Annotated in this window: 18 protein-coding genes; 12 read left to right on the top strand and 6 right to left on the bottom strand. The window is 66.8% G+C overall.

The window, feature by feature from the left end; translation table 11 throughout:
* Positions 1-58 precede the first annotated feature (58 nt).
* The gene (locus tag AVTE2539_RS12960) at positions 59-547 is read left to right on the top strand and encodes a hypothetical protein (protein WP_272569618.1); all 489 of its coding nucleotides are present in this window, start codon (positions 59-61) and stop codon (positions 545-547) included.
* Positions 548-584: 37 nt separating this feature from the next.
* Here AVTE2539_RS12960 and uraH read toward each other — a convergent pair whose 3' ends face one another.
* On the bottom strand, positions 585-935 hold the full coding sequence (uraH, locus tag AVTE2539_RS12955; protein WP_284396223.1) for a hydroxyisourate hydrolase: 351 nt from the start codon (positions 933-935) through the stop codon (positions 585-587).
* 273 nt (positions 936-1,208) lie between these two features.
* Here uraH and AVTE2539_RS12950 point away from each other — a divergent pair, with 273 nt between their 5' ends.
* A complete protein-coding gene (locus AVTE2539_RS12950) occupies positions 1,209-1,643 on the top strand; it encodes a VirK family protein (protein WP_284411162.1) in 435 nt (144 codons plus the stop codon).
* A gap of 138 nt (positions 1,644-1,781) precedes the next feature.
* Here the strand turns inward: AVTE2539_RS12950 and AVTE2539_RS12945 are convergent, their stop codons facing one another.
* Positions 1,782-3,254 (bottom strand): cellulase family glycosylhydrolase, encoded by a 1,473-nt coding sequence (locus AVTE2539_RS12945; protein ID WP_284411160.1) that lies wholly within the window; start codon positions 3,252-3,254, stop codon positions 1,782-1,784.
* Between the two features lie 252 nt (positions 3,255-3,506).
* Between AVTE2539_RS12945 and ggt the strand changes: the two genes are divergently transcribed.
* From ggt to AVTE2539_RS12930, 3 genes are all read left to right on the top strand, one after another.
* A complete protein-coding gene (gene ggt / locus AVTE2539_RS12940) occupies positions 3,507-5,318 on the top strand; it encodes a gamma-glutamyltransferase (protein ID WP_284411157.1) in 1,812 nt (603 codons plus the stop codon).
* A 206-nt stretch (positions 5,319-5,524) separates the two neighbouring features.
* The gene (locus AVTE2539_RS12935) at positions 5,525-6,097 is read left to right on the top strand and encodes an isochorismatase family protein (protein ID WP_284411154.1); all 573 of its coding nucleotides are present in this window, start codon (positions 5,525-5,527) and stop codon (positions 6,095-6,097) included.
* Positions 6,098-6,186: 89 nt separating this feature from the next.
* Positions 6,187-7,116 carry a LysR family transcriptional regulator gene (locus AVTE2539_RS12930; RefSeq protein WP_284411618.1) on the top strand — a complete coding sequence of 310 codons (930 nt, stop codon included), beginning with the start codon at positions 6,187-6,189 and terminating at the stop codon, positions 7,114-7,116.
* Positions 7,117-7,241: 125 nt separating this feature from the next.
* Here the strand turns inward: AVTE2539_RS12930 and AVTE2539_RS12925 are convergent, their stop codons facing one another.
* The gene (locus tag AVTE2539_RS12925) at positions 7,242-8,600 is read right to left on the bottom strand and encodes a glycerate kinase type-2 family protein (protein ID WP_284411152.1); all 1,359 of its coding nucleotides are present in this window, start codon (positions 8,598-8,600) and stop codon (positions 7,242-7,244) included.
* Positions 8,601-8,684: 84 nt separating this feature from the next.
* Between AVTE2539_RS12925 and AVTE2539_RS12920 the strand changes: the two genes are divergently transcribed.
* The 4 genes from AVTE2539_RS12920 to AVTE2539_RS12905 are packed head-to-tail and all read left to right on the top strand — an operon-like array spanning position 8,685 to position 13,363.
* The gene (locus tag AVTE2539_RS12920; RefSeq protein WP_272567766.1) at positions 8,685-9,350 is read left to right on the top strand and encodes a GntR family transcriptional regulator; all 666 of its coding nucleotides are present in this window, start codon (positions 8,685-8,687) and stop codon (positions 9,348-9,350) included.
* A 7-nt stretch (positions 9,351-9,357) separates the two neighbouring features.
* Positions 9,358-10,341 carry an allantoinase PuuE gene (gene puuE, locus AVTE2539_RS12915; protein WP_284411150.1) on the top strand — a complete coding sequence of 328 codons (984 nt, stop codon included), beginning with the start codon at positions 9,358-9,360 and terminating at the stop codon, positions 10,339-10,341.
* 5 nt (positions 10,342-10,346) lie between these two features.
* On the top strand, positions 10,347-12,122 hold the full coding sequence (uraD, locus tag AVTE2539_RS12910; protein ID WP_284411148.1) for a 2-oxo-4-hydroxy-4-carboxy-5-ureidoimidazoline decarboxylase: 1,776 nt from the start codon (positions 10,347-10,349) through the stop codon (positions 12,120-12,122).
* Positions 12,119-13,363 carry a M20 family metallopeptidase gene (locus AVTE2539_RS12905; protein WP_284411146.1) on the top strand — a complete coding sequence of 415 codons (1,245 nt, stop codon included), beginning with the start codon at positions 12,119-12,121 and terminating at the stop codon, positions 13,361-13,363. Before uraD ends, AVTE2539_RS12905 begins: the two co-directional genes overlap by 4 nt.
* A 22-nt stretch (positions 13,364-13,385) precedes the next feature.
* Here AVTE2539_RS12905 and AVTE2539_RS12900 read toward each other — a convergent pair whose 3' ends face one another.
* Genes AVTE2539_RS12900 through AVTE2539_RS12890 form a run of 3 tightly spaced genes read right to left on the bottom strand, consistent with a single transcriptional unit; the run spans position 13,386 to position 15,098 of the window.
* Entirely contained in the window at positions 13,386-13,760 is a 375-nt protein-coding gene (locus tag AVTE2539_RS12900) for a hypothetical protein (protein WP_502868916.1), read from the bottom strand.
* Between the two features lie 43 nt (positions 13,761-13,803).
* The gene (locus AVTE2539_RS12895) at positions 13,804-14,211 is read right to left on the bottom strand and encodes a hypothetical protein (RefSeq protein WP_284411144.1); all 408 of its coding nucleotides are present in this window, start codon (positions 14,209-14,211) and stop codon (positions 13,804-13,806) included.
* Complete coding sequence (locus tag AVTE2539_RS12890; protein ID WP_284411143.1) at positions 14,205-15,098, bottom strand: DUF6402 family protein; 894 nt, start codon at positions 15,096-15,098, stop codon at positions 14,205-14,207. Before AVTE2539_RS12890 ends, AVTE2539_RS12895 begins: the two co-directional genes overlap by 7 nt.
* On the opposite strand from AVTE2539_RS12890, the gene AVTE2539_RS12885 reads away from it, so the two are divergent.
* The 3 genes from AVTE2539_RS12885 to AVTE2539_RS12875 all read left to right on the top strand — a co-directional run bounded on the left by AVTE2539_RS12885 (position 15,097) and on the right by AVTE2539_RS12875 (position 18,566).
* Positions 15,097-15,327, top strand: a complete 231-nt coding sequence (locus tag AVTE2539_RS12885; RefSeq protein WP_284411140.1) for a hypothetical protein — start codon at positions 15,097-15,099, stop codon at positions 15,325-15,327. The two genes, AVTE2539_RS12890 and AVTE2539_RS12885, sit on opposite strands and share 2 nt — an antisense overlap.
* Positions 15,328-15,354: 27 nt before the next feature.
* The gene (locus tag AVTE2539_RS12880; protein ID WP_284411138.1) at positions 15,355-16,638 is read left to right on the top strand and encodes a C4-dicarboxylate transporter DctA; all 1,284 of its coding nucleotides are present in this window, start codon (positions 15,355-15,357) and stop codon (positions 16,636-16,638) included.
* 86 nt (positions 16,639-16,724) lie between these two features.
* The gene (locus AVTE2539_RS12875; protein WP_284411136.1) at positions 16,725-18,566 is read left to right on the top strand and encodes a methyl-accepting chemotaxis protein; all 1,842 of its coding nucleotides are present in this window, start codon (positions 16,725-16,727) and stop codon (positions 18,564-18,566) included.
* Positions 18,567-18,593 lie beyond the last annotated feature (27 nt).

Raw genomic sequence — 18,593 nt, 5'->3', positions numbered from 1 at the left:
CCCTTCTCCTGAACGGCTTCCTCGCCGGCCGCGCGGCCGGTGGCTGGCGGCCAGCGTCATGGCCGCCCTGGCATCCCTCATCGCGGCCTGCCGGTCGTCGGGACCGGAACCGGCACCCCCGCCCGCCAAGGCCGCGTCGGACACCAGCAGCCCGCTGGAGAAGGAGGTGGTGGGCCCGGTGCCTGCCGAGCAAGGCTCCGCGCGCCCCTCGGCCGCCGAAACGCCCCGCGCCTACCGGCAGGACGCCGCCACCCACCTGTACGGCCTGAACGCCCACCGCATCTACAAGGGCAAGCTGCCGCCCTTGCTGTACGCCATCGGCACGCTGCAGGTGGACATCGACCGCGCCGGCCGCGTGACCCGGCTGAACTGGATGCGCGCGCCGCGCCATGCGCCCGAGGTGATCGCCGAGATCGAGCGCACCGTGCGCGCCGCCGCGCCCTACCCCGTGCCGTCGCGGATGGGCAAGGTCACCTACACCGACACCTGGCTGTGGCACAAGTCCGGGCGCTTCCAGCTCGACACGCTGACCGAGGGACAGCTCTGAGCCGGGCCTGCGCCCCGGCCCGCCCGGCGGCCCGCGCTCAGGAGCCGCGGTAGGTGGAGTAGCTCCACGGGCTGACCAGCAGCGGCACGTGGTAGTGCTGGTCCGCGTGGGCCACGCCGAAATCGAGGCTCACCTGGTTCAGGAAGTTCGGCTCGGGCAGTTGCACCCCCCGGCTGCGGAAATAGCCCGCCACGTCGAACGTGAGGCGGTAGGTGCCCGCGCGCAGGCTGGCGTTGTCGAACAGCGGCGCATCGGTGCGGCCATCGGCGTTGAGCACCAGCCGCTGCAGCAGCGTGGCGGCCTCGCCATGGGTGGCATACAGGGCCACGGCCATGCCCGCCGCGGGGCATCCGTGCATGGTGTCGAGAACGTGGGTGCTGAGGCCCATGGGCCATCTCCTTGGGGTGGATTGAAGGGATCGGAAACCGCCCCCGCCGGCAGCGCGGCGAGCGGACGACCCGCCGAGTATGCATGGCCGCCATGGCCCGCACGGCGCGCCTGCCTCATACCCCAGGCAGTTTGTCCGAATATCTTTCTGACATTTACAAAAATGCTTCTCGGCATACAAATCTCGGCGATTTTCCTGCCATGGCTTGGATATCATCGCCACGCTTGAATTTTCAAGCCGAGATACTCAAAACCATGAATGGAGGTTTTTCCAATGCAACGCCTTGCCGCCGTTTTGCTGGCTTCTTCGCTTTCCCTGATGGCCCTGCCGGCCAGCGCCAAAAGCCGGCTCGATAATCCGGCCGACATCCAGCAGGCGCTGGCCGCCGGGGACGCGGTGTCGGTCGCCATCGACCTCTCGCTGTGCACCCCCAACTCCGCCAACGCCACCCCGAGCCGCACGCGCGGCGGCCTTCGCATGGAGGCCTACCGAATCGTCGAAGACGGCACGCTGTCCTTCAGCGACGCCCATTTCACCGTCGCCCGCGACGGCCTGCCGATCCAGCAGCTGCTGCGCTACCAGGTGCGCCCGGACGGCACCATCGACTTCACCATGTTCGTCTTCGACCTGCCCGGCTACCAGCAGCGCGCCGAACCGCTGGCCTACCGCTGCGCGATCAACCAGGGCCTGCGCTTTCACGCCGATTAATCCCACCAAGGATTGACAAAGCACACCGCCCCGCCGATCCCAACGATCGGCGGGGCGGTGCAGGTGATTTTCAAGCCGCCGCCCCATATTCAGGGCGGCATTTTTGCGGATTATCGAAGTCGTTGAAGGCCCACCGCGTCAACGCGCCGCGCAGAAGCCGAATTCCGCCTTCGCGCCGGGGGCCAGCGTCTTGTTCCAGTCCACACCCGAAGCGTGGAGCGTGCTGCCCGATTGCGACCACACGGCGTTCCAGAGGTTGTTCACCGTGCCGGTGATGGTCAGGTTCAGGGCCCAGTCGCCCGCCGCGCCGCCGGTGTTGGTGACCTGCACGCGTTCGCAGTAGCCGGTGTTCCATTCGCTGTCCACGATGACCTGGGTGCTGAAGCTGGCGCCGCCCGTGGGAGGGGTGGTCGGCGGCGTGGTGGGTGGCGTCGTCGGGGGCGTGGTCGGAGGGGTGGTGGGCGGTGTGGTCGGCGGCGTCGTGGGAGGGGTGCTGGAGCCGTCGCCCCACAGGCGCTGGAGCAGCGTGACCTTGTCGGTGCGCACCGTCGTCCAGTCGTCGTTCAGGATGCCGCCCGTGTCGCCGCTGTTGGGGTTCCACGACCAGTAGAAGCCGCTGCGGATGCCCTTGCCGATGAGGTAGTCCACCAGCTTGTTCTGCCAGGCCACGTCGCGGGCATCGCCCTGGCCGAACTTGCCGCCGAACTCGCCCAGCAGCACGGCGTGGCCGGCCTGCACGAAGCGGCCGAAGTGCTGCTCCCAGATGGCGGGCATGTTCTCGGGGAAATTGGAGGCGCCGAAGTAAGGCTGGCCGTACACGTCCGGACCGTAGGCGTGCGGGGCGAGCAGCAGGCGGTCGGCCGGAATGTTCAGCGGCGTGCACTCCAGCGGCTCCAGGCTGCCGCCCCACCAGTGGCCGCCGCTGCTGGAGCAGCTGGGGTTCTCCGCCACGCCTTCCACCACGATCAGCCAGCGGGGCGCCACCTGCAGCACGGCGGCCGAGGCGCGCTCGGCCGCGCGGTTCCAGTCGGTGGCGGCGTTGCCGGTGCCCCAGGTGGCGGCGCCGTGCGGCTCGTTCTTGAGGTCCAGGCCGATGACGCCGGGCACGCTGGCGTAGCGCTGCGCGACGAAGGTCAGGTCCGTGATCCACTGCTGCTCGCTGTACGAGCCGGTGTACCAGAGCTCGGAGATGCTCTGGCAGTCGGGCGTGTGGTGGTCCAGCAGCACGTACATGCCGCGGCTGCTCAGCTCGTTCACCACCTTGTCCAGCACCTGCAGAGCGCTCAGGCCCTGCAGGTCGGCATTGCGGCCGTAGTCGATGCTGTTGGGCGGCGTGCCGCGCAGCGTCTGCGGGCAGAACGGCAGGCGCACGGCGTTGAAGCCCTGGCCCTGCATCTGCGTGATCATGTCCTTCCAGTTGCGCGCCCACAGCCCGTGGACCACGTTGGTGTTGGTCTCGAAGCCGAACCAGTTCACGCCGCGCAGCTGCACGGCATTGCCGTTGTCGTCCACCACCTTGCCGGCATTGATCGCATAGCTCCAGGACAGGCTGCTGGCCGCCAGCAGGCAGCCGCCCAGCACGAGCTTCTTCAATAAGGATTTCATCGCCATGTCGCACCTCCGTGGTTGAAAGGAAGGCCCGCCGGAGGGCCGTGACCACGGCCAACATTCTTCCTAGCGGAAACCGGCTGACATGCTAGGGCCAGAGTTCCCTGTCAAAGTGCAACTTTTCAACGCAGACGTTCGCAAATGCAAATGGGAGGTGCGCCGACAGGCGCTGCCGCAGGGAAGCGGCAGGCAACTTCTCTACACTCGCCACGGCGCCGCCGCTGGGCGTCCACCGATTCATAACGAGGAGAGAGCATGAACCCCATCCAACGCACGCTGCTGGCCAGCAGCCTGGCCCTTGCCCTGGCCAGCCTGGCCGCCTGCACCAACGTGCCCACGGCCGGCCCCGGCAGTGCCGAGGGAGCGCCCGCCGCCGCGCCGCAGGCCGTGCAGCAGACGGCCGCGGCCCGCGCCGCCAGCAATTCCTACGATTTCGACATGGATGTGTTCCACCCGGTTGTGGCGCGCAACGGCATGGTCTCCACCGAACAGGAACTGGCCTCGCGCGTGGGCCTGGACATCCTCAAGGCCGGCGGCAATGCAGTGGATGCCGCGGTGGGCATCGGCTTCGCGCTGGCCGTGGTGCTGCCCAACGCGGGCAACCTGGGCGGTGGCGGTTTCATGATGGTGCACGACGCCAAGACCGGCAAGGACGTGGCGCTCGACTTCCGCGAAGTGGCGCCGCAAAAGGCCACCCGCGACATGTACCTCGACGCCAGCGGCAACGTGGTGGACGGCAAGTCCCTGTACACGCCCTACGCCGTGGGCGTGCCTGGCACGGTGGCGGGCATGGAGCATGCGCTCAAGAACTGGGGCACGCTGCCGCTGTCGCGCGTGATCGCCCCAGCCATCGCGCTGGCGGACAAGGGCTTTCCCGTCAGCCTCACGCTGGCCAAGACGCTGCACCAGGAAAAGGCCAACATGGGCAAGTGGCCGGCGACGCGCCAGATCTTCTGGCGCGGCGACAGCCCGCTCAAGGTCGGCGACCGGCTGGTGCAAAAGGACCTAGCGCAGTCGCTGCGGCTCATCAGCCAGCAGGGCGCCAAGGCGTTCTACCAGGGCCCCATCGCGCGCCGCATCGCCGCCGAGATGGCGCCCCACCCCGGCGCCCTCACGCTGCAGGACCTGGCGGCCTACAAGGTGGTCGAGCGCGAGCCGGTGCGCGGCACCTACCGCGGCTACCAGATCGTGACCATGCCGCCCCCGTCCTCCGGCGGCGCGCACCTGGTGCAGATGCTGAACATGCTGGAGCAGTGGCCGCTGTCGCAATGGGGGCAGAACAGCGCGCAGACGATCCACTACATGGCGGAGAGCATGAAGCTCGCCTACGCCGACCGCTCGGAGTACCTGGGCGATCCGGACTTCGTGAAGATCCCGCTCAAGGGCCTCACCTCCAAGGCCTACGCGCAGTCGCTGGCCAAGGGCATCAGCCCCACCACGGCGCGCCAGGCCAAGGACATCAAGCCCGGCCAGCCCCAACCGTACGAGAGCGACCAGACCACCCACTACTCGGTGGTGGACAAGGCGGGCAACGCCGTGGCGGTGACCTACACGCTCAACACCAACTTCGGCAGCGGCATCGTCGCCAAGGGCACCGGCATCCTGCTGAACAACGAGATGGACGACTTCTCCGCCAAGCCCGGCGTGGCCAACACCTATGGCCTGGTCGGCGGCGATGCCAACGCGGTGGCTCCCAACAAGCGCCCGCTGTCGTCGATGACGCCCACCATGGTGCTCAAGGACGGCAAGCCCATGCTCGTGACCGGCAGCCCCGGCGGCGCGCGCATCATCACCACGGTGCTGCAGACCATCGTGAACACCGTCGACTTCGGCATGAACCCGGCCGAGGCGGCCTCGGTGCCGCGCGTGCACCACCAGTGGACGCCCGACGAGCTGCGCGTGGAAAAGGGCCTGAGCACCGACACCCTGTCGCAACTGCAGGCCCGCGGCCACCACATCGCCGTGAAGCCTTCGATGGGCCGCACGCAGACCATCCAGTTCCACGACGGGCTGCTGTACGGCGCCTCCGACCCGCGCAACCCCGACGGCGAGACGCTGGGCTACTGACCCGCGGCGCTCCCCCGCCCTGCCAGGCCGCGCTCCGCAAGGGGCGCGGCTTTTTTACAAGATAAGCCCACAGACTTCAAAAAAAGGTCCCCACGTACCCCACATTCATATCAAAAACGGACGAGTGCAATCCAAGCCATCCGGCTAGTCATGACAGGACCCAAAACATAAGATTCCGACGAGTTCCAACCCCAGAAATTGTTGCCATGCACAAATCCGCTTTCACTCCCAGCAACGCCGCCGTACTCTTGATCGACCACCAATATGGCACGCTGGCCTTCACTCATTCACACGACATCAACCTTCTGAAGGAAAACACGCTGAAACTGGCCCGGATCGCAAAGGCGCTGGACATGCCCACCGTGCTGACGACGAGCCTGGAAGATGCCAACCCGGGACCGCTGTTTTCTGAACTGGAAGATATTTTTCCGATCGAGTTTTCAGCGCGCATCAAGCGTCCCGGCATCGTCAACGCAATGCACCATGAAGGATTCAACCAAGCCGTGAAAGCCACCGGACGCAAAAAACTGTTCGTTGCCGGACTGACGACGGAAATCTGCGTCACCTTCCCCGTCCTGCAAATGCTCGAAGAAGGCTATGAAGTGCAAGTGTCGGCAGACGCATCGGCGTCGCGCACTAAGTTCGGCGATGAACTCGCGTTGCGCCGCATGGAAAACGCTGGCGCCATCATCACGACGGTAGACCAGATCATCGCGGAACTCGCCGTCGATTGGACCAGCCCGAACGGTCAGAAGCTGATGCCGATTCTGAACTACTGAGACAAGCTGAAACGCGGGGCGGCACGCCGTATAGGCCATATGCGACGTTGAGTTTGCACGCGATCGCGTCTCCTCTTAATCTCGGCGGCATGGTGGATCTCAATGACATCGCTCTTTTCGTGCAGGTCGTACGCAGCGGCAGCTTTGCGGAAGCGGCCCGCCGCCTTGGCGTGCCGCCCAACACCGTTAGCCGGCGGGTGCAGTCGCTGGAGGCGCAACTGGGTTCGCGGCTGCTGCAGCGCTCGACCCGCAAACTCACGCTCACCAATGCCGGACAGTCACTCCATGACCGCTGCGCGGGTGCGGTGGATGGTCTTTGGGAGGCCGGACAAGCATTGATCGACGGCAGCCTGGAGCCAGGCGGGATCGTGCGCGTGGCAGCGCCCGCCGATTTTTTCGACTTTTTCGCAATGGAGGAGATGGGAAAATTCATGGCCTCGCACCCCCGCGTGCGGCTGGACTTTGTGCTGAGTGATCGAAACGTCGATCTGGTCGCCGAGCAGATCGACGTGGCATTTCGAGGTGGCCCGCTTCCAGACTCAGGCTATATCGGCCGCCAGTTGATCAAAGCAGACACGGATGGCATGGTGGCCAGTCCACTTTACCTGGCCAACCGCGGAACGCCCCGGACGCTACAGGACCTGATAAAACACGACGGCGTGGGTTTCGGCCATCCGAGTGGTCTAGTGACATGGCGGGTGGCCGGGCCAGACGGATCCGAGGATGAAATCCGGTTGGCATGCCGTTTCACCGGCAACACCGCCCAGACTCTGCGCAAGGCGGCGGTTGCAGGCTTGGGCATCGCGTTGCTGCCGGCAAAGCTCACCCGGCTCGACCTGCAAGCGGGCCGACTGGTGCCGGTGCTACCGCTATACCAGCGGACCAGCCATGGCCTTCATGCGCTCTATCCCAGCCGGCGTCACTTGTCCATGGCAGTGTCCGCGCTCATCACGCTGGTCGCAGAAAAGCTCAGCGCAGCCAGCCTGCAAAGTGGCGGCATCGTTTCCCGTTCGGCTTGATCACGCTGCGACGGTCGCTGGCATCGACTGCTCATCGGACGCAAGGCCTTGACCGAGCGGCTCCCTGAGGCGATCAAAAACTCCTCGGAATCAGCCTACTGCCCTAGTGCCTATTGCACCAGATGCTACAAAACAAATAGCACCCTGAAATCATTCACATTGGTGTGCGTGGGCCCGGTGACCACCAGATCGCCCAGCGCCGAGAAGAACCCGTAAGCGTCGTTGCGGTCCAGGTGGCGGGCCACGGCCAGGTCGGCCGCCCGCGCCCGTGCCAGGGTGTCGGGCGTGACGATCGCGCCGGCGTTGTCCTCCACGCCGTCGATGCCGTCGGTGTCGGCCGCCAGCGCCCACACGCCCGGCTGCCCCTGCAGCGCCTGCGCCAGGCCCAAACAGAACTCCCCCGCCCGGCCGCCCCGGCCCCGGGGCACGCCCTCGGTGCGCGGGCGCACTGTCACCGTAGTCTCGCCGCCCGACAGGATGACGCAGGGGCGCGCGAACGGCTGGCCGCGCTGCGCCACCGAGCGCGCCAGCGCCGCATGCACGCGGCCCACCTCGCGCGACTCGCCCTCCATCTCGTCGGACAGGATGTACGCCGCCATGCCGGCCGCGCGCGCCGCCGCCGCAGCGGCCTCCAGCGACTGCTGCGGCGCGGCGATCAGGTGGACCGCGTGGCCGGCGAAGGCCGCATCGCCGGGCTTGGGGGTCTCGAGCGCGCCGGCCTGCAGCGCCGCATGCACCGACGCGGGCAGGTGGATGCGGTAGCGCGCCAGGATGTCCAGCGCCTCGGCGCAGGTCGTGCCGTCGGGCACCGTGGGGCCGCTGGCGATCACGGCGGGGTCGTCGCCCGGCACGTCGCTGATGGCCAGGGTGACCACGCGGGCCGGCGCGCACGCGGCCGCCAGCCGGCCGCCCTTGATGCGCGACAGGTGCTTGCGCACGCAGTTCATCTCGGCGATGCCGGCGCCGCTTTCCAGCAGCGCGCGGTGGATGCGCTGCTTTTCCGCCAGCGTCAGGCCCTCGGCCGGCAGGGTGAGCAGCGCGGAGCCGCCGCCCGAGATCAGGCACAGCACCAGGTCATCGGCCGTGAGCCCCTGCGTGAGCGCCAGCATGCGCTCGGCCGCCGACAGGCCCGCCGCATCGGGCACGGGGTGCGCGGCCTCCACGATCTCCACGCGCTGCGGCAGCCCGGGCGGCCGCTCGGGCACATGGCCGTAGCGGGTCACGACCAGGCCCGACAGCGGCGCATCGGCCGGCCACAGCGCCTCCAGCGCGTGCACCATCGAGCCGCCCGCCTTGCCCGCCCCGAGCACCAGCGTGCGCCCGCGCGGCGGCGGGGGCAGGTGCGCGGCCAGGCCATGGGCCGGCAACGCGGCGTGCACGGCCACGTCGTACAGATGGCGAAGGAACGCGGCCGGCTGGCTGGCCGGCGGCGACACGGGCAAGGCCGGCAGGCCGGCGGCAGCAGGGGTCTTGGGGGTGGTCATCCCCGGATTCTGGCCGAACGGGTCGGCGCCACATCGTCCACCAAAACTGTATACACATTGCTGGGCCACGGCTATCATGCGCCGATGGAAACCTCCACCACCAGTGCCATCGTCGGCGACCTGACGCGGGCCATCGTCGAGCACCGGCTGCTGCCGGGCGCCAAGCTGGCGGAGCAGAAACTGGCCGACCATTTCGGCGTCTCGCGCACGCTGGTGCGGCAGGCGCTGTTCCAGCTGTCGCAAAAGCGGCTGGTGCACCTGGCGCCCGCGCGCGGCGCCTTCGTGGCCGCGCCCTCCGCCGACGAGGCGCGGCAGGTGTTCGCCGTGCGCCGCATGCTGGAGGCCGAGATGACCCGCGCCTTCGTGCGAGAGGTCACCCCCGCCCGCATCCGCGCCCTGCGCGAGCACGTGGCCCGCGAGAAGGCGGCCGTGGACGGCGCCGACGTGCAGGACCGCACCGAACTGCTGGGCGACTTCCACGTGCGCATGGCCGAGCTGATGGGCAACCAGGTGCTGGCACAGATGCTGCAGGAGCTGATCTCGCGCTGTGCGCTCATCACGCTCATGTACCAGAGCGCCGACGAGGCCGCGCACTCGCACGACGAGCATGCCGAGATCGTGAAGGCCCTGGCCGCGCGCGACGAGGAGCGCGCCGTACGCCTGATGGACGCGCACCTGCTGCACGTTCAGGACAGCCTGATGTTCGACCGCAAGCTGCCCCCCAACGACATCTCCATGGCTCTTTCGTGAGGACCCGATGACCGCCGCCCCGATCTACGACGCCACCCTGCCCTACCCCCGCGACCTCGTGGGCTACGGGCGCAATCCGCCGCACGCGCGCTGGCCGGGCAACGCCCGCATCGCCGTGCAGTTCGTGCTGAACTACGAGGAAGGCGGCGAGAACGCCGTGCTGCACGGCGATGCCGGCAGCGAGCAGTTCCTGTCGGAAATGTTCAACCCGGCCAGCTACCCCGACCGGCACATCAGCATGGAGGGGATCTACGAATACGGCTCGCGCGCCGGCGTGTGGCGCCTGCTGCGCGAGTTCGAAAAGCGCGGCCTGCCGCTCACCGTGTTCGGCGTGGCGACGGCCCTGCAGCGCCACCCCGACGTGACCGCCGCCTTCATGGAACTGGGCCACGAGATCGCCTGCCACGGGCTCAAGTGGATCCACTACCAGAACGTGCCCGAGGCCGTGGAGCGCGCCCACATGGCCGAGGCCCTGGCCATCTTCGAGGCGCTCACGGGCCAGCGGCACGGCGCACCCGGCACGCTGCACGGCGCGGGCTGGTACACCGGCCGCGACAGCCCCAACACCCGCCGCCTGGTGGCCGACCACGGCGGCTTCGCCTACGACAGCGACTACTACGGCGACGACCTGCCCTTCTGGATGAAGGTCGCCCGGACCGACGGCAGCACGGCCCGGCAGCTCATCGTGCCCTACACGCTCGATTGCAACGACATGCGCTTCGCGCTGCCCCAGGGCTACTCGCACGCCGACCCGTTCTTCCAGTACATGAAGGACACGTTCGATGCGCTGTATGCCGAGGGCGACCCCGCTGGCGACGACCGCCCCAGGATGATGAGCATCGGCATGCACTGCCGGCTGCTCGGGCGCCCGGGCCGCATCACCGCGCTGCAGCGCTTCCTGGACCACGTGCAGCGGCACGACCACGTGTGGGTGTGCCGCCGCATCGACATCGCACGCCACTGGGCCGAGACCCATCCCTGCCCGGAGTGAACGCCATGCCCCTCACCCTCGAACAACTGAATGCCGCCGCCCCCGAAGAGGCCGCGCGCCTGCTGGACGGCCTGTACGAGCATTCGCCGTGGATCGCCGCGCAGGCACTCGCCGCGCGGCCCTTGCGCTCGCTCGCGCAGTTCAAGCACGCCATGGTGCGCGTGCTGGCCCAGGCGCCGCGCGAGGCGCAGCTGGCCCTGGTGCGCGCCCACCCGGAACTGGCGGGCAAGGCCATGGTGGCGAACGCGCTCACGGCCGAGTCGGCCCGCGAGCAGGGCACGGCCGGCCTCACGCAGTGCATGCCCGAAGAGTTCGCGCGCATCCAGCAGCTCAACGCCGAGTACAACGCGCGCTTCGGCTTCCCGTTCATCCTCGCGGTGCGCGGCCCGCGCGGCACGGGGCTGCCTCGGCAGGACATCATCGACACCTTCGCGCGCCGGCTCACCAACCCACCGGACTTCGAACTGGCCGAGGCGCTGCGCAACATCCACCGCATCGCCGAGATCCGCCTGAACGACCTGTTCGGCGTGTCGCCCGTGCTTGGCAACGGGGTGTGGGACTGGCAGGAAACCCTGGCGCAGCACAGCGACCCGGGCTTTGCCGAGAAGGGCCAGCTCACCGTCACCTACCTGACCGATGCGCACCGCGCCTGCGCGCAGCGCATCAGCCACTGGATGCGCGACTGCGGCTTCGACGAAGTGGCCGTGGACGCGGTGGGCAACGTGGTGGGCCGCTACCACGGCGCCACGCCCGATGCGCCCCTGCTCATGACCGGCAGCCACTACGACACCGTGCGCAACGGCGGCAAGTACGACGGCCGGCTGGGCATCTTCGTGCCCATGGCCTGCGTGCGCGAGCTGCACCGCCAGGGCCGGCGCCTGCCCTTCGGCATCGAGGTGGTGGGCTTTTCGGAGGAGGAAGGCCAGCGCTACAAGGCAACGTTCCTCGGCTCGGGCGCGCTCATCGGCGACTTCGACCCGGCGTGGCTCGACCAGAAGGACGCCGACGGCGTGACCCTGCGCGAGGCCATGCAGCATGCCGGCCTGTGCATCGACGACATTCCGAAGCTGCAGCGCGACCCGGGCCGCTACCTCGGCTTCGTCGAGGTGCACATCGAGCAGGGCCCGGTGCTCAACGAACTGGACCTGCCCCTGGGCGTGGTCACCTCGATCAACGGCAGCGTGCGCTTCGTGGGCGAGATGCACGGCATGGCGAGCCACGCCGGCACCACCCCCATGGACCGGCGCCGCGATGCGGCCGCGGCCGTGGCCGAACTCATCCTCGCGGTGGAGGCGCGTGCCGCGCGCGACGGCGACTCGGTGGGCACCGTGGGCCTGCTGAACGTGCCCGGCGGCTCCATCAACGTGGTGCCGGGCCGCTGCCAGTTCAGCCTGGACCTGCGCGCCCCCACCGATCCCCAGCGCGATGCGCTGGTGGCCGACGTGCTGGCCGCGCTGCAGTCCATCGCCGCGCGGCGCGGCCTGCACTACACGCTGGAGGAGACCATGCGCGCCGCCGCCGCGCCCAGCGCACCCGCGTGGCAACAGCGCTGGGAACGCGCGGTGGACGCACTGGGCGTGCCGGTGCACCGCATGCCCAGCGGTGCCGGGCACGACGCCATGAAGCTGCACGAAATCATGCCGCAGGCCATGCTGTTCGTGCGCGGCCTGAACAGCGGCATCAGCCACAACCCCCTGGAAAGCACGACCAGCGACGACATGCAGCTCGCCGTCGACGCCTTCTCCCACCTTCTGAACCAACTGGCCACCGAAACCCCATGAGCAGCACCTACCAATCACTGGACGCCTGGATCGACCAACATTTCGACGAAGAAGTGCGCTTTCTGCAGGCGCTGGTGCGCGTGCCCACCGACACGCCGCCCGGCAACAATGCCCCGCACGCCGAGCGCACGGCCGAGCTGCTGCAGGCCTTCGGCTACGAGGCCGAGCGCCACGCGGTGCCCGAAGCCGACGTGAAGGCCTACGGCATGGAGTCGATCACCAACCTGATCGTGCGCCGACCCTATGGTCCGGACGCCACCGCCGCCGATGGCCGCACCGTGGCACTGAACGCCCACGGCGACGTGGTGCCGCCCGGCGAAGGCTGGACGCACGACCCCTACGGCGGCACCATCGTGGACGGCAAGATCTACGGCCGCGCCACCGCGGTGAGCAAGAGCGATTTCGCCAGCTTCACCTTCGCCCTGCGCGCCCTGGAGGCCGTGGCGAAGCCGACCAAGGGCGCGGTGGAACTGCACTTCACCTACGACGAAGAGTTCGGCGGCGAACTGGGCCCGGGCTGGCTGCTGCGCCAGGGCCTGACGCGGCCCGATCTGCTGCTGGCCGCCGGCTTCAGCTACGAGGTCGTCACGGCGCACAACGGCTGCCTGCAGATGGAGGTGACCGTGCACGGCAAGATGGCCCATGCCGCCATTCCCCACACCGGCGTGGACGCGCTGCAGGGCGCGGTCGCGATCCTGAACGCCCTCTATGCGCAGAACGCCCGCTACCAGCAGATCACCTCGAAGGTGGATGGCATCGAGCACCCCTACCTGAACGTGGGCCGCATCGAAGGCGGCACCAACACCAACGTGGTCCCGGGCAAAGTCGTGTTCAAGCTCGACCGCCGCATGATCCCCGAGGAAAACCCCGCCGAGGTCGAGGCCGCCATCCGCCAGGTGATCGCCGAGGCGGCCGCGGGCTGCGCCGGCATTACGGTGGATATCAAGCGCCTGCTGCTGGCCAATGCCATGCAGCCGCTGCCGGGCAACGCCCCGCTGGTGGCCGCGCTGCAAAAGCACGGCGAGGCACTCTTCGGCCAGCCGATCCCGGCCATGGGCACGCCGCTGTACACGGACGTGCGCCTGTACGGCGAGGCCGGCATTCCCGGCGTGATCTACGGCGCCGGCCCGCGCACCGTGCTGGAGTCGCACGCCAAGCGCGCCGACGAACGCCTGGACCTGGAAGACCTGCGGCGCGCGACCAAGGTGGTGGCGCGGACGCTGCACGACCTGCTGGGGTGAAGGGGGGACAGCTGTCCGCCTCTCAGGGCATGACGGCGGAGTCGGGCAACCGGGGGCAGTCGGTGCATTCGGGCGGGATGTTTTCGAACACCGCATCCCGCCCGACCTGCACCGCATTCACTGGTGGATTGAGCCACCAGTCAATCTCCCCGTTGAGCCAGAGATCCACCACCTCGCTTTCGCCCAACAGGGTTTCCGGCTGGACACGATACAGGCGGATGACATGCGGATAGTGCATATCCCAGTGCGCAAGTCGCTGCAGCCATGAGGCTTCGTAGTAATCCAGTCGATAAACATGCCGAGGGCTGAAGTGGCTGCGATCGTATCTTGGGGAAAGTGCATGCCAAAGGGCACATGACAGTAACAACACTGCCGCGATCCACAGGGTTTTCTTCAAGGGGCTAAAGCCCCTACAGGCACCGAATATGCAGTGCGCCAGCTCATGGCATCAACACTGCATCCGGCAACCGTGGACATTCCCGGCATTCGGGCGCGATGTTCTCGAACACGATGTCATTGCCGATCACCACCGAATTGACGGGATCATCGAACCACCAGTTCAGCGATCCATTCATCCAGAGCTCCACCACGTCGCTTTCTCCCAGCAAGGTCTCCGGTTGATTCCGATACAGCCGAACAAATGCCGGCATTTTGAAATTGAAGTGAACCAAGCTTTGAATGGGGGACGCCTCGTAATATTCCACACGGTAGACTTTTCTCGGGCTGATCGATGTATGAAACAACTTCGGTGTGAATGCGTACCAGACGGCCACCAATACACCCACCAATAGCAGGAGAAAAACTGGCTTTTTAAAACGCTTCCACGCAATGCGCATAAAAATCACCATGCGATTTTTTGTGAAAAAGGAAGCTTGATGCGCAACGTGTTGGAAAGAACCATGAAATCTCCGCCTCTGTTATTGACCTCTCGCCACCTTCTGAAGTCCGCGTTCTGAACCAAGTACTTGCGACTCTGGACCGATGAAGGTGACTCGTTCACTGTCTGCGGTTCGATGGGCACACCCATTTTCGTGCCAAGACCACACTCCATTCCATTGAATCCCCAGCAGCCAAGGGGTTGGGATATAAAGAATCTGCCGTCGTTGAAATCGTAGGAATCACGCAAATAAAAAGCCAACTCATCCACCTCGATACCGGCTTTTCCGCCTCCTTGTGGAGTGACCACCCCTGAAACAGCCACCTTGATTTGCGCCTCGCCCATTGCCCCATATAAATCATCGAGCGGATCGCTCAACTTTCCGAAAACCAAATAATTGACTTGGCAAGTCGAGTCCAACACTGCTGGCGATTGAGCCAAATTACCGAAGCGCCAGCAACTGTGATTTTGTCCCAGACTCGCCCTGCCCACTCGGATCTTCAACTGCTGCATGCCAGCAGGGCTTGCCCATTTGGCTTGCAATTCTTGGACTGCGGCCCTGACACGTGCAAAACCCATCGCCCATTCCATGGTGACGGTGCTGTCGTCTAACTGAGAAGCAGGCAATTGATTCAGGCGGCTGCCTTCCAGACTGCCCTTGACTCCCTCGGTCATCTGGAAAGCCGCCCCGTTGAACCACCGCTCCATCAAGTTCGACGCCACCGGCCACCCCAGCCGGGAACGCATCACACCCGGAATGTCACGCAGCTGAAAAAGCCGTGTGGCGTACTTGGGCGCAATCTTGCGCGCCAGTTCAGCGCGCAGTGCCTCCTGCGGCAACGTCACGATGTCGTTCATGGTCATTCCTCCCGTTTTTATTCCTGTCTTCATTCGACAGGCGCGGATGATAGAAGCGCTTGAAGGACGAATGGCCCCTCAATCATTGATTAATAGTTACCAATCGCAAGCCAGCTTTGCTCCTGATCAAGCCGCAGCACCACCGCCGTGCCGCCACGCCACACGCGGGATAACCCCCAAACCAATGGCCCTGCTCAATGTCTACATTTCTTGTATGCAAGTTTGGTAAACCAACGTGATGACTGCCGGAGATCCCATGCAACGCTTCTTCCGTTCCCTGTTCGGCCGGGTGGTCCTGGCCCTGATCGCCGGCGTCATCGTCGGTCTGCTGTGGCCCCAGTGGGCGGTGCAGCTCAAGCCCTTGGGCGACGGCTTCATCAAGCTCATCAAGATGTTGATCCCGCTCATCGTGTTCTGCGTGGTCGTGCATGGCATCGCGGGTACGGGGGATCTGAAGCGGGTGGGCCGTGTGGGGATCAAGTCGCTGATCTATTTCGAGGTGGTCACCAGCATCGCGCTGGTCCTGGGCCTGGTGCTGGCCTTCGTGTTCGAGCCGGGGGTCGGCATGAACGTGGACCCGCGGGCGCTGGACGCCTCGGCCATGGGCGCCTATGCCGACAACGCCAACAAGCTGGCGGGCGGCGGCTTCAGCGACTTTTTGCTCAAGCTGATTCCCAACACGGCGATCAGCGCGTTCTCCACCGGCGACGTGCTGCAGGTGCTGCTGTTTTCCATCGTGTTCGGCTGTGCGCTGTCGCTGGTGGGCGAGCGCGGCGCCCGGGTGGTCTCGCTCATCGATGACTTTTCCGCCGTGCTGTTCAAGGCGATGGGCCTGGTCATCCAGCTCGCGCCCCTGGGCGTGCTGGGGGCCATCGCGTTCACGGTGGGCAAGTACGGTATCGGCTCGCTCAAGCAGCTGGGCCTGCTGGTCGCACTGTTCTATGCGGCGGTGTTTATCTTCGTGGCCGTGGTGCTGGGGCTGATCATGCGGTTTTCGGGCTTCAGCCTGTTCAAGCTGCTGCGCTACCTGCGCGAGGAGCTGGCCGTGGTGTTCGCCACCACGTCGTCCGATAGCGTGCTGCCGCAGGTCATGGCCAAGCTCAAGCACATGGGCATCCGCGACTCGACCGTGGGCCTGGTGATTCCCACGGGCTATTCGTTCAACCTGGACGCGTTCTCGATCTACATCACCCTGGCGGCGGTGTTCATCGCGCAGGCCACGAACACGCCGATTTCCATGGCGGACCTGCTGACGATCCTGGCGATCTCGCTGGTGACGTCCAAGGGCGCGCACGGCGTGCCGGGCTCGGCCATCGTGGTGCTGGCGGCCACGCTGCATGCGATTCCGGCCATTCCCGCGATCGGCCTGGTGCTGGTGCTGTCGGTGGATTGGTTCATGGGCATCGCCCGCGCGGTGGGCAACCTGATCGGCAACTGCGTAGCCACCGTGGCCATCGCCTCGTGGGAAGGCGACATCGATCGGAACCGAGCACATGCCGTGCTGGATGGCAAGGCGCTGGATGCGCCCACGGACGTGTAGTGCGGCTTCCACACACATTCCAGGATGCTGTAAGCACTGGTAACGCAATTACGGTGTAATGCAGGACTTCCTTTTCCGAGGCCGCCATGATCCAGTCTCTGCGCTCCAAAATCCTCGTCATCAGCACCGCCACCGTCGTCTGTGCCCTGGCGGTGACCGGTGCCGCCACCTACTCCATCACCCGCACCAACACGTTCGAGACCATCGAGCAGGACCTGAACGCCATTACGGCGGGCAACACGATGGCCATCGACCAGTGGGTGTCCGCCAAGGCGGCCGCCGTTAACGCCACCGCGGCGGTCGTGGAACAGGGCGATCCGCAGGGCTACGTGGCCCTGATGGGCAAGGCCAACGGCTTTCCCATCACCACCGTGGGCTGGGAGGACAAGACCTTCAAGTCCACCACGCAGACCCCTGCGGGCTATGACCCGACGGCCCGCCCCTGGTACAAGGCCGCGGTGCAGGCCGGCAAGCTGGCCGTGACCAAGCCCTACGGCGACTCGACCACCGGCGTGCCTTACGTGGCTTTCGTCGCCCCGCTGCTGCGCAGCGGCGCGCTGCAGGGCGTGGTCAACGGCGCCGTGCCGCTGGAGGGCGTGCGCGAGGTGGTCGCCGCCATCCGCCCCACGCCGAGCAGCCTGGGCTTCGTGGTGAACAGCGACGGCCAGATCCTGGCCCATGCGGACGCCAAGCTCAGCCTCAAGCCGGTGACCGAACTCTCGCCCCTGCTCACCCCCGCCGCCATGGCCTCGCTCGCAAGCGCGACGCGGCCGATGGAGGTGGAGCTCAACGGCAGCGCCAAGCTGCTCAAGGCCCGCCCGGTGCAGGGCACCGACTGGTCGCTGATCGTGGCCCTGGACAAGGCCGAGGCCACCACGGGCCTGCGCAGCGTGCTGCAGACGCTGGCCGTGGCCATCGTGCTGCTGGCCGTGCTGGCGGCTGCGGTGGGCGCGATGCTCACCGCCAAGTCGTTCCGCCGCCTGTCGGAGGTGCGCGACGCCATGGACGAGATCGGCTCGGGCGGCGGCGACCTGACGCACCGCCTGCCCGTCTCCGGCAGCGACGAGGTGGCACAGATCGCCTCGTCGTTCAATGCCTTCGTGGACAAGATCAGCACCGTGCTGCAGGACGTGCGCCACGGCGTCGAATCGATGAAGACGGCCACCGACGAAATCAAGGCCGGCAACCACGACCTGTCCAACCGCACCGAGACCTCGGCCAGCAACCTGCAGGAAACCTCGGCCTCGCTGTCGCAGCTGACCGTCACCGTCAAGCAGTCCGCCGATGCGGCGGCGCAGGCCACGCGCCTGGCCACCTCGGCCAGCGCATCGGCCAGCAAGGGCGGCGAAGTGGTGGCCAGCGCGGTCAGCACCATGGACGAGATCTCCAAGGCCTCGTCCAAGATCGGCGAGATCATCGGCGTGATCGACTCCATCGCCTTCCAGACCAATATCCTGGCACTGAACGCGGCCGTGGAAGCCGCCCGTGCCGGCGAGAACGGCCGGGGCTTCGCGGTGGTGGCGAGCGAGGTGCGCAGCCTGGCGCACCGCAGCGCCACGGCGGCCAAGGAGATCAAGACGCTCATCGACGCCTCGGGCGTGAGCGTGACGACCGGCACCCAGCGCGTGCGCGCGGCGGGCGAGACCATGGGCGAGATCGTGGACAGCATCCAGCGCGTCACGCAGATCATCGGCGAGATCAACAGCTCGATGACCGAGCAGAGCGCCGGCATCGGCCAGATCAACCAGGCCGTCGCCGAGATGGACCGCGCCACGCAGCAGAACGCCGCGCTGGTCGAGGAGTCCACCGCCGCCTCGGGCGTGCTCAACGAGCAGGCGCACAACCTCTCGCGCACCGTGGCAGGCTTCACGCTGGACAAGCACGCCGCAGGCCACGGTGGCGCGACGCCCCTCGCCCTGCCACGCTGAAAAGCGACGGCCGGCACCGCCCCTTGC

Origin of the sequence: Acidovorax sp. SUPP2539, assembly GCF_030158975.1 — a bacterium.
Classification (GTDB): Bacteria; Pseudomonadota; Gammaproteobacteria; order Burkholderiales; family Burkholderiaceae_C; genus Paracidovorax.
The sequence above is the reverse complement of the archived record's forward strand: the minus strand, read 5'-3'. Positions and strand labels throughout refer to the sequence as shown.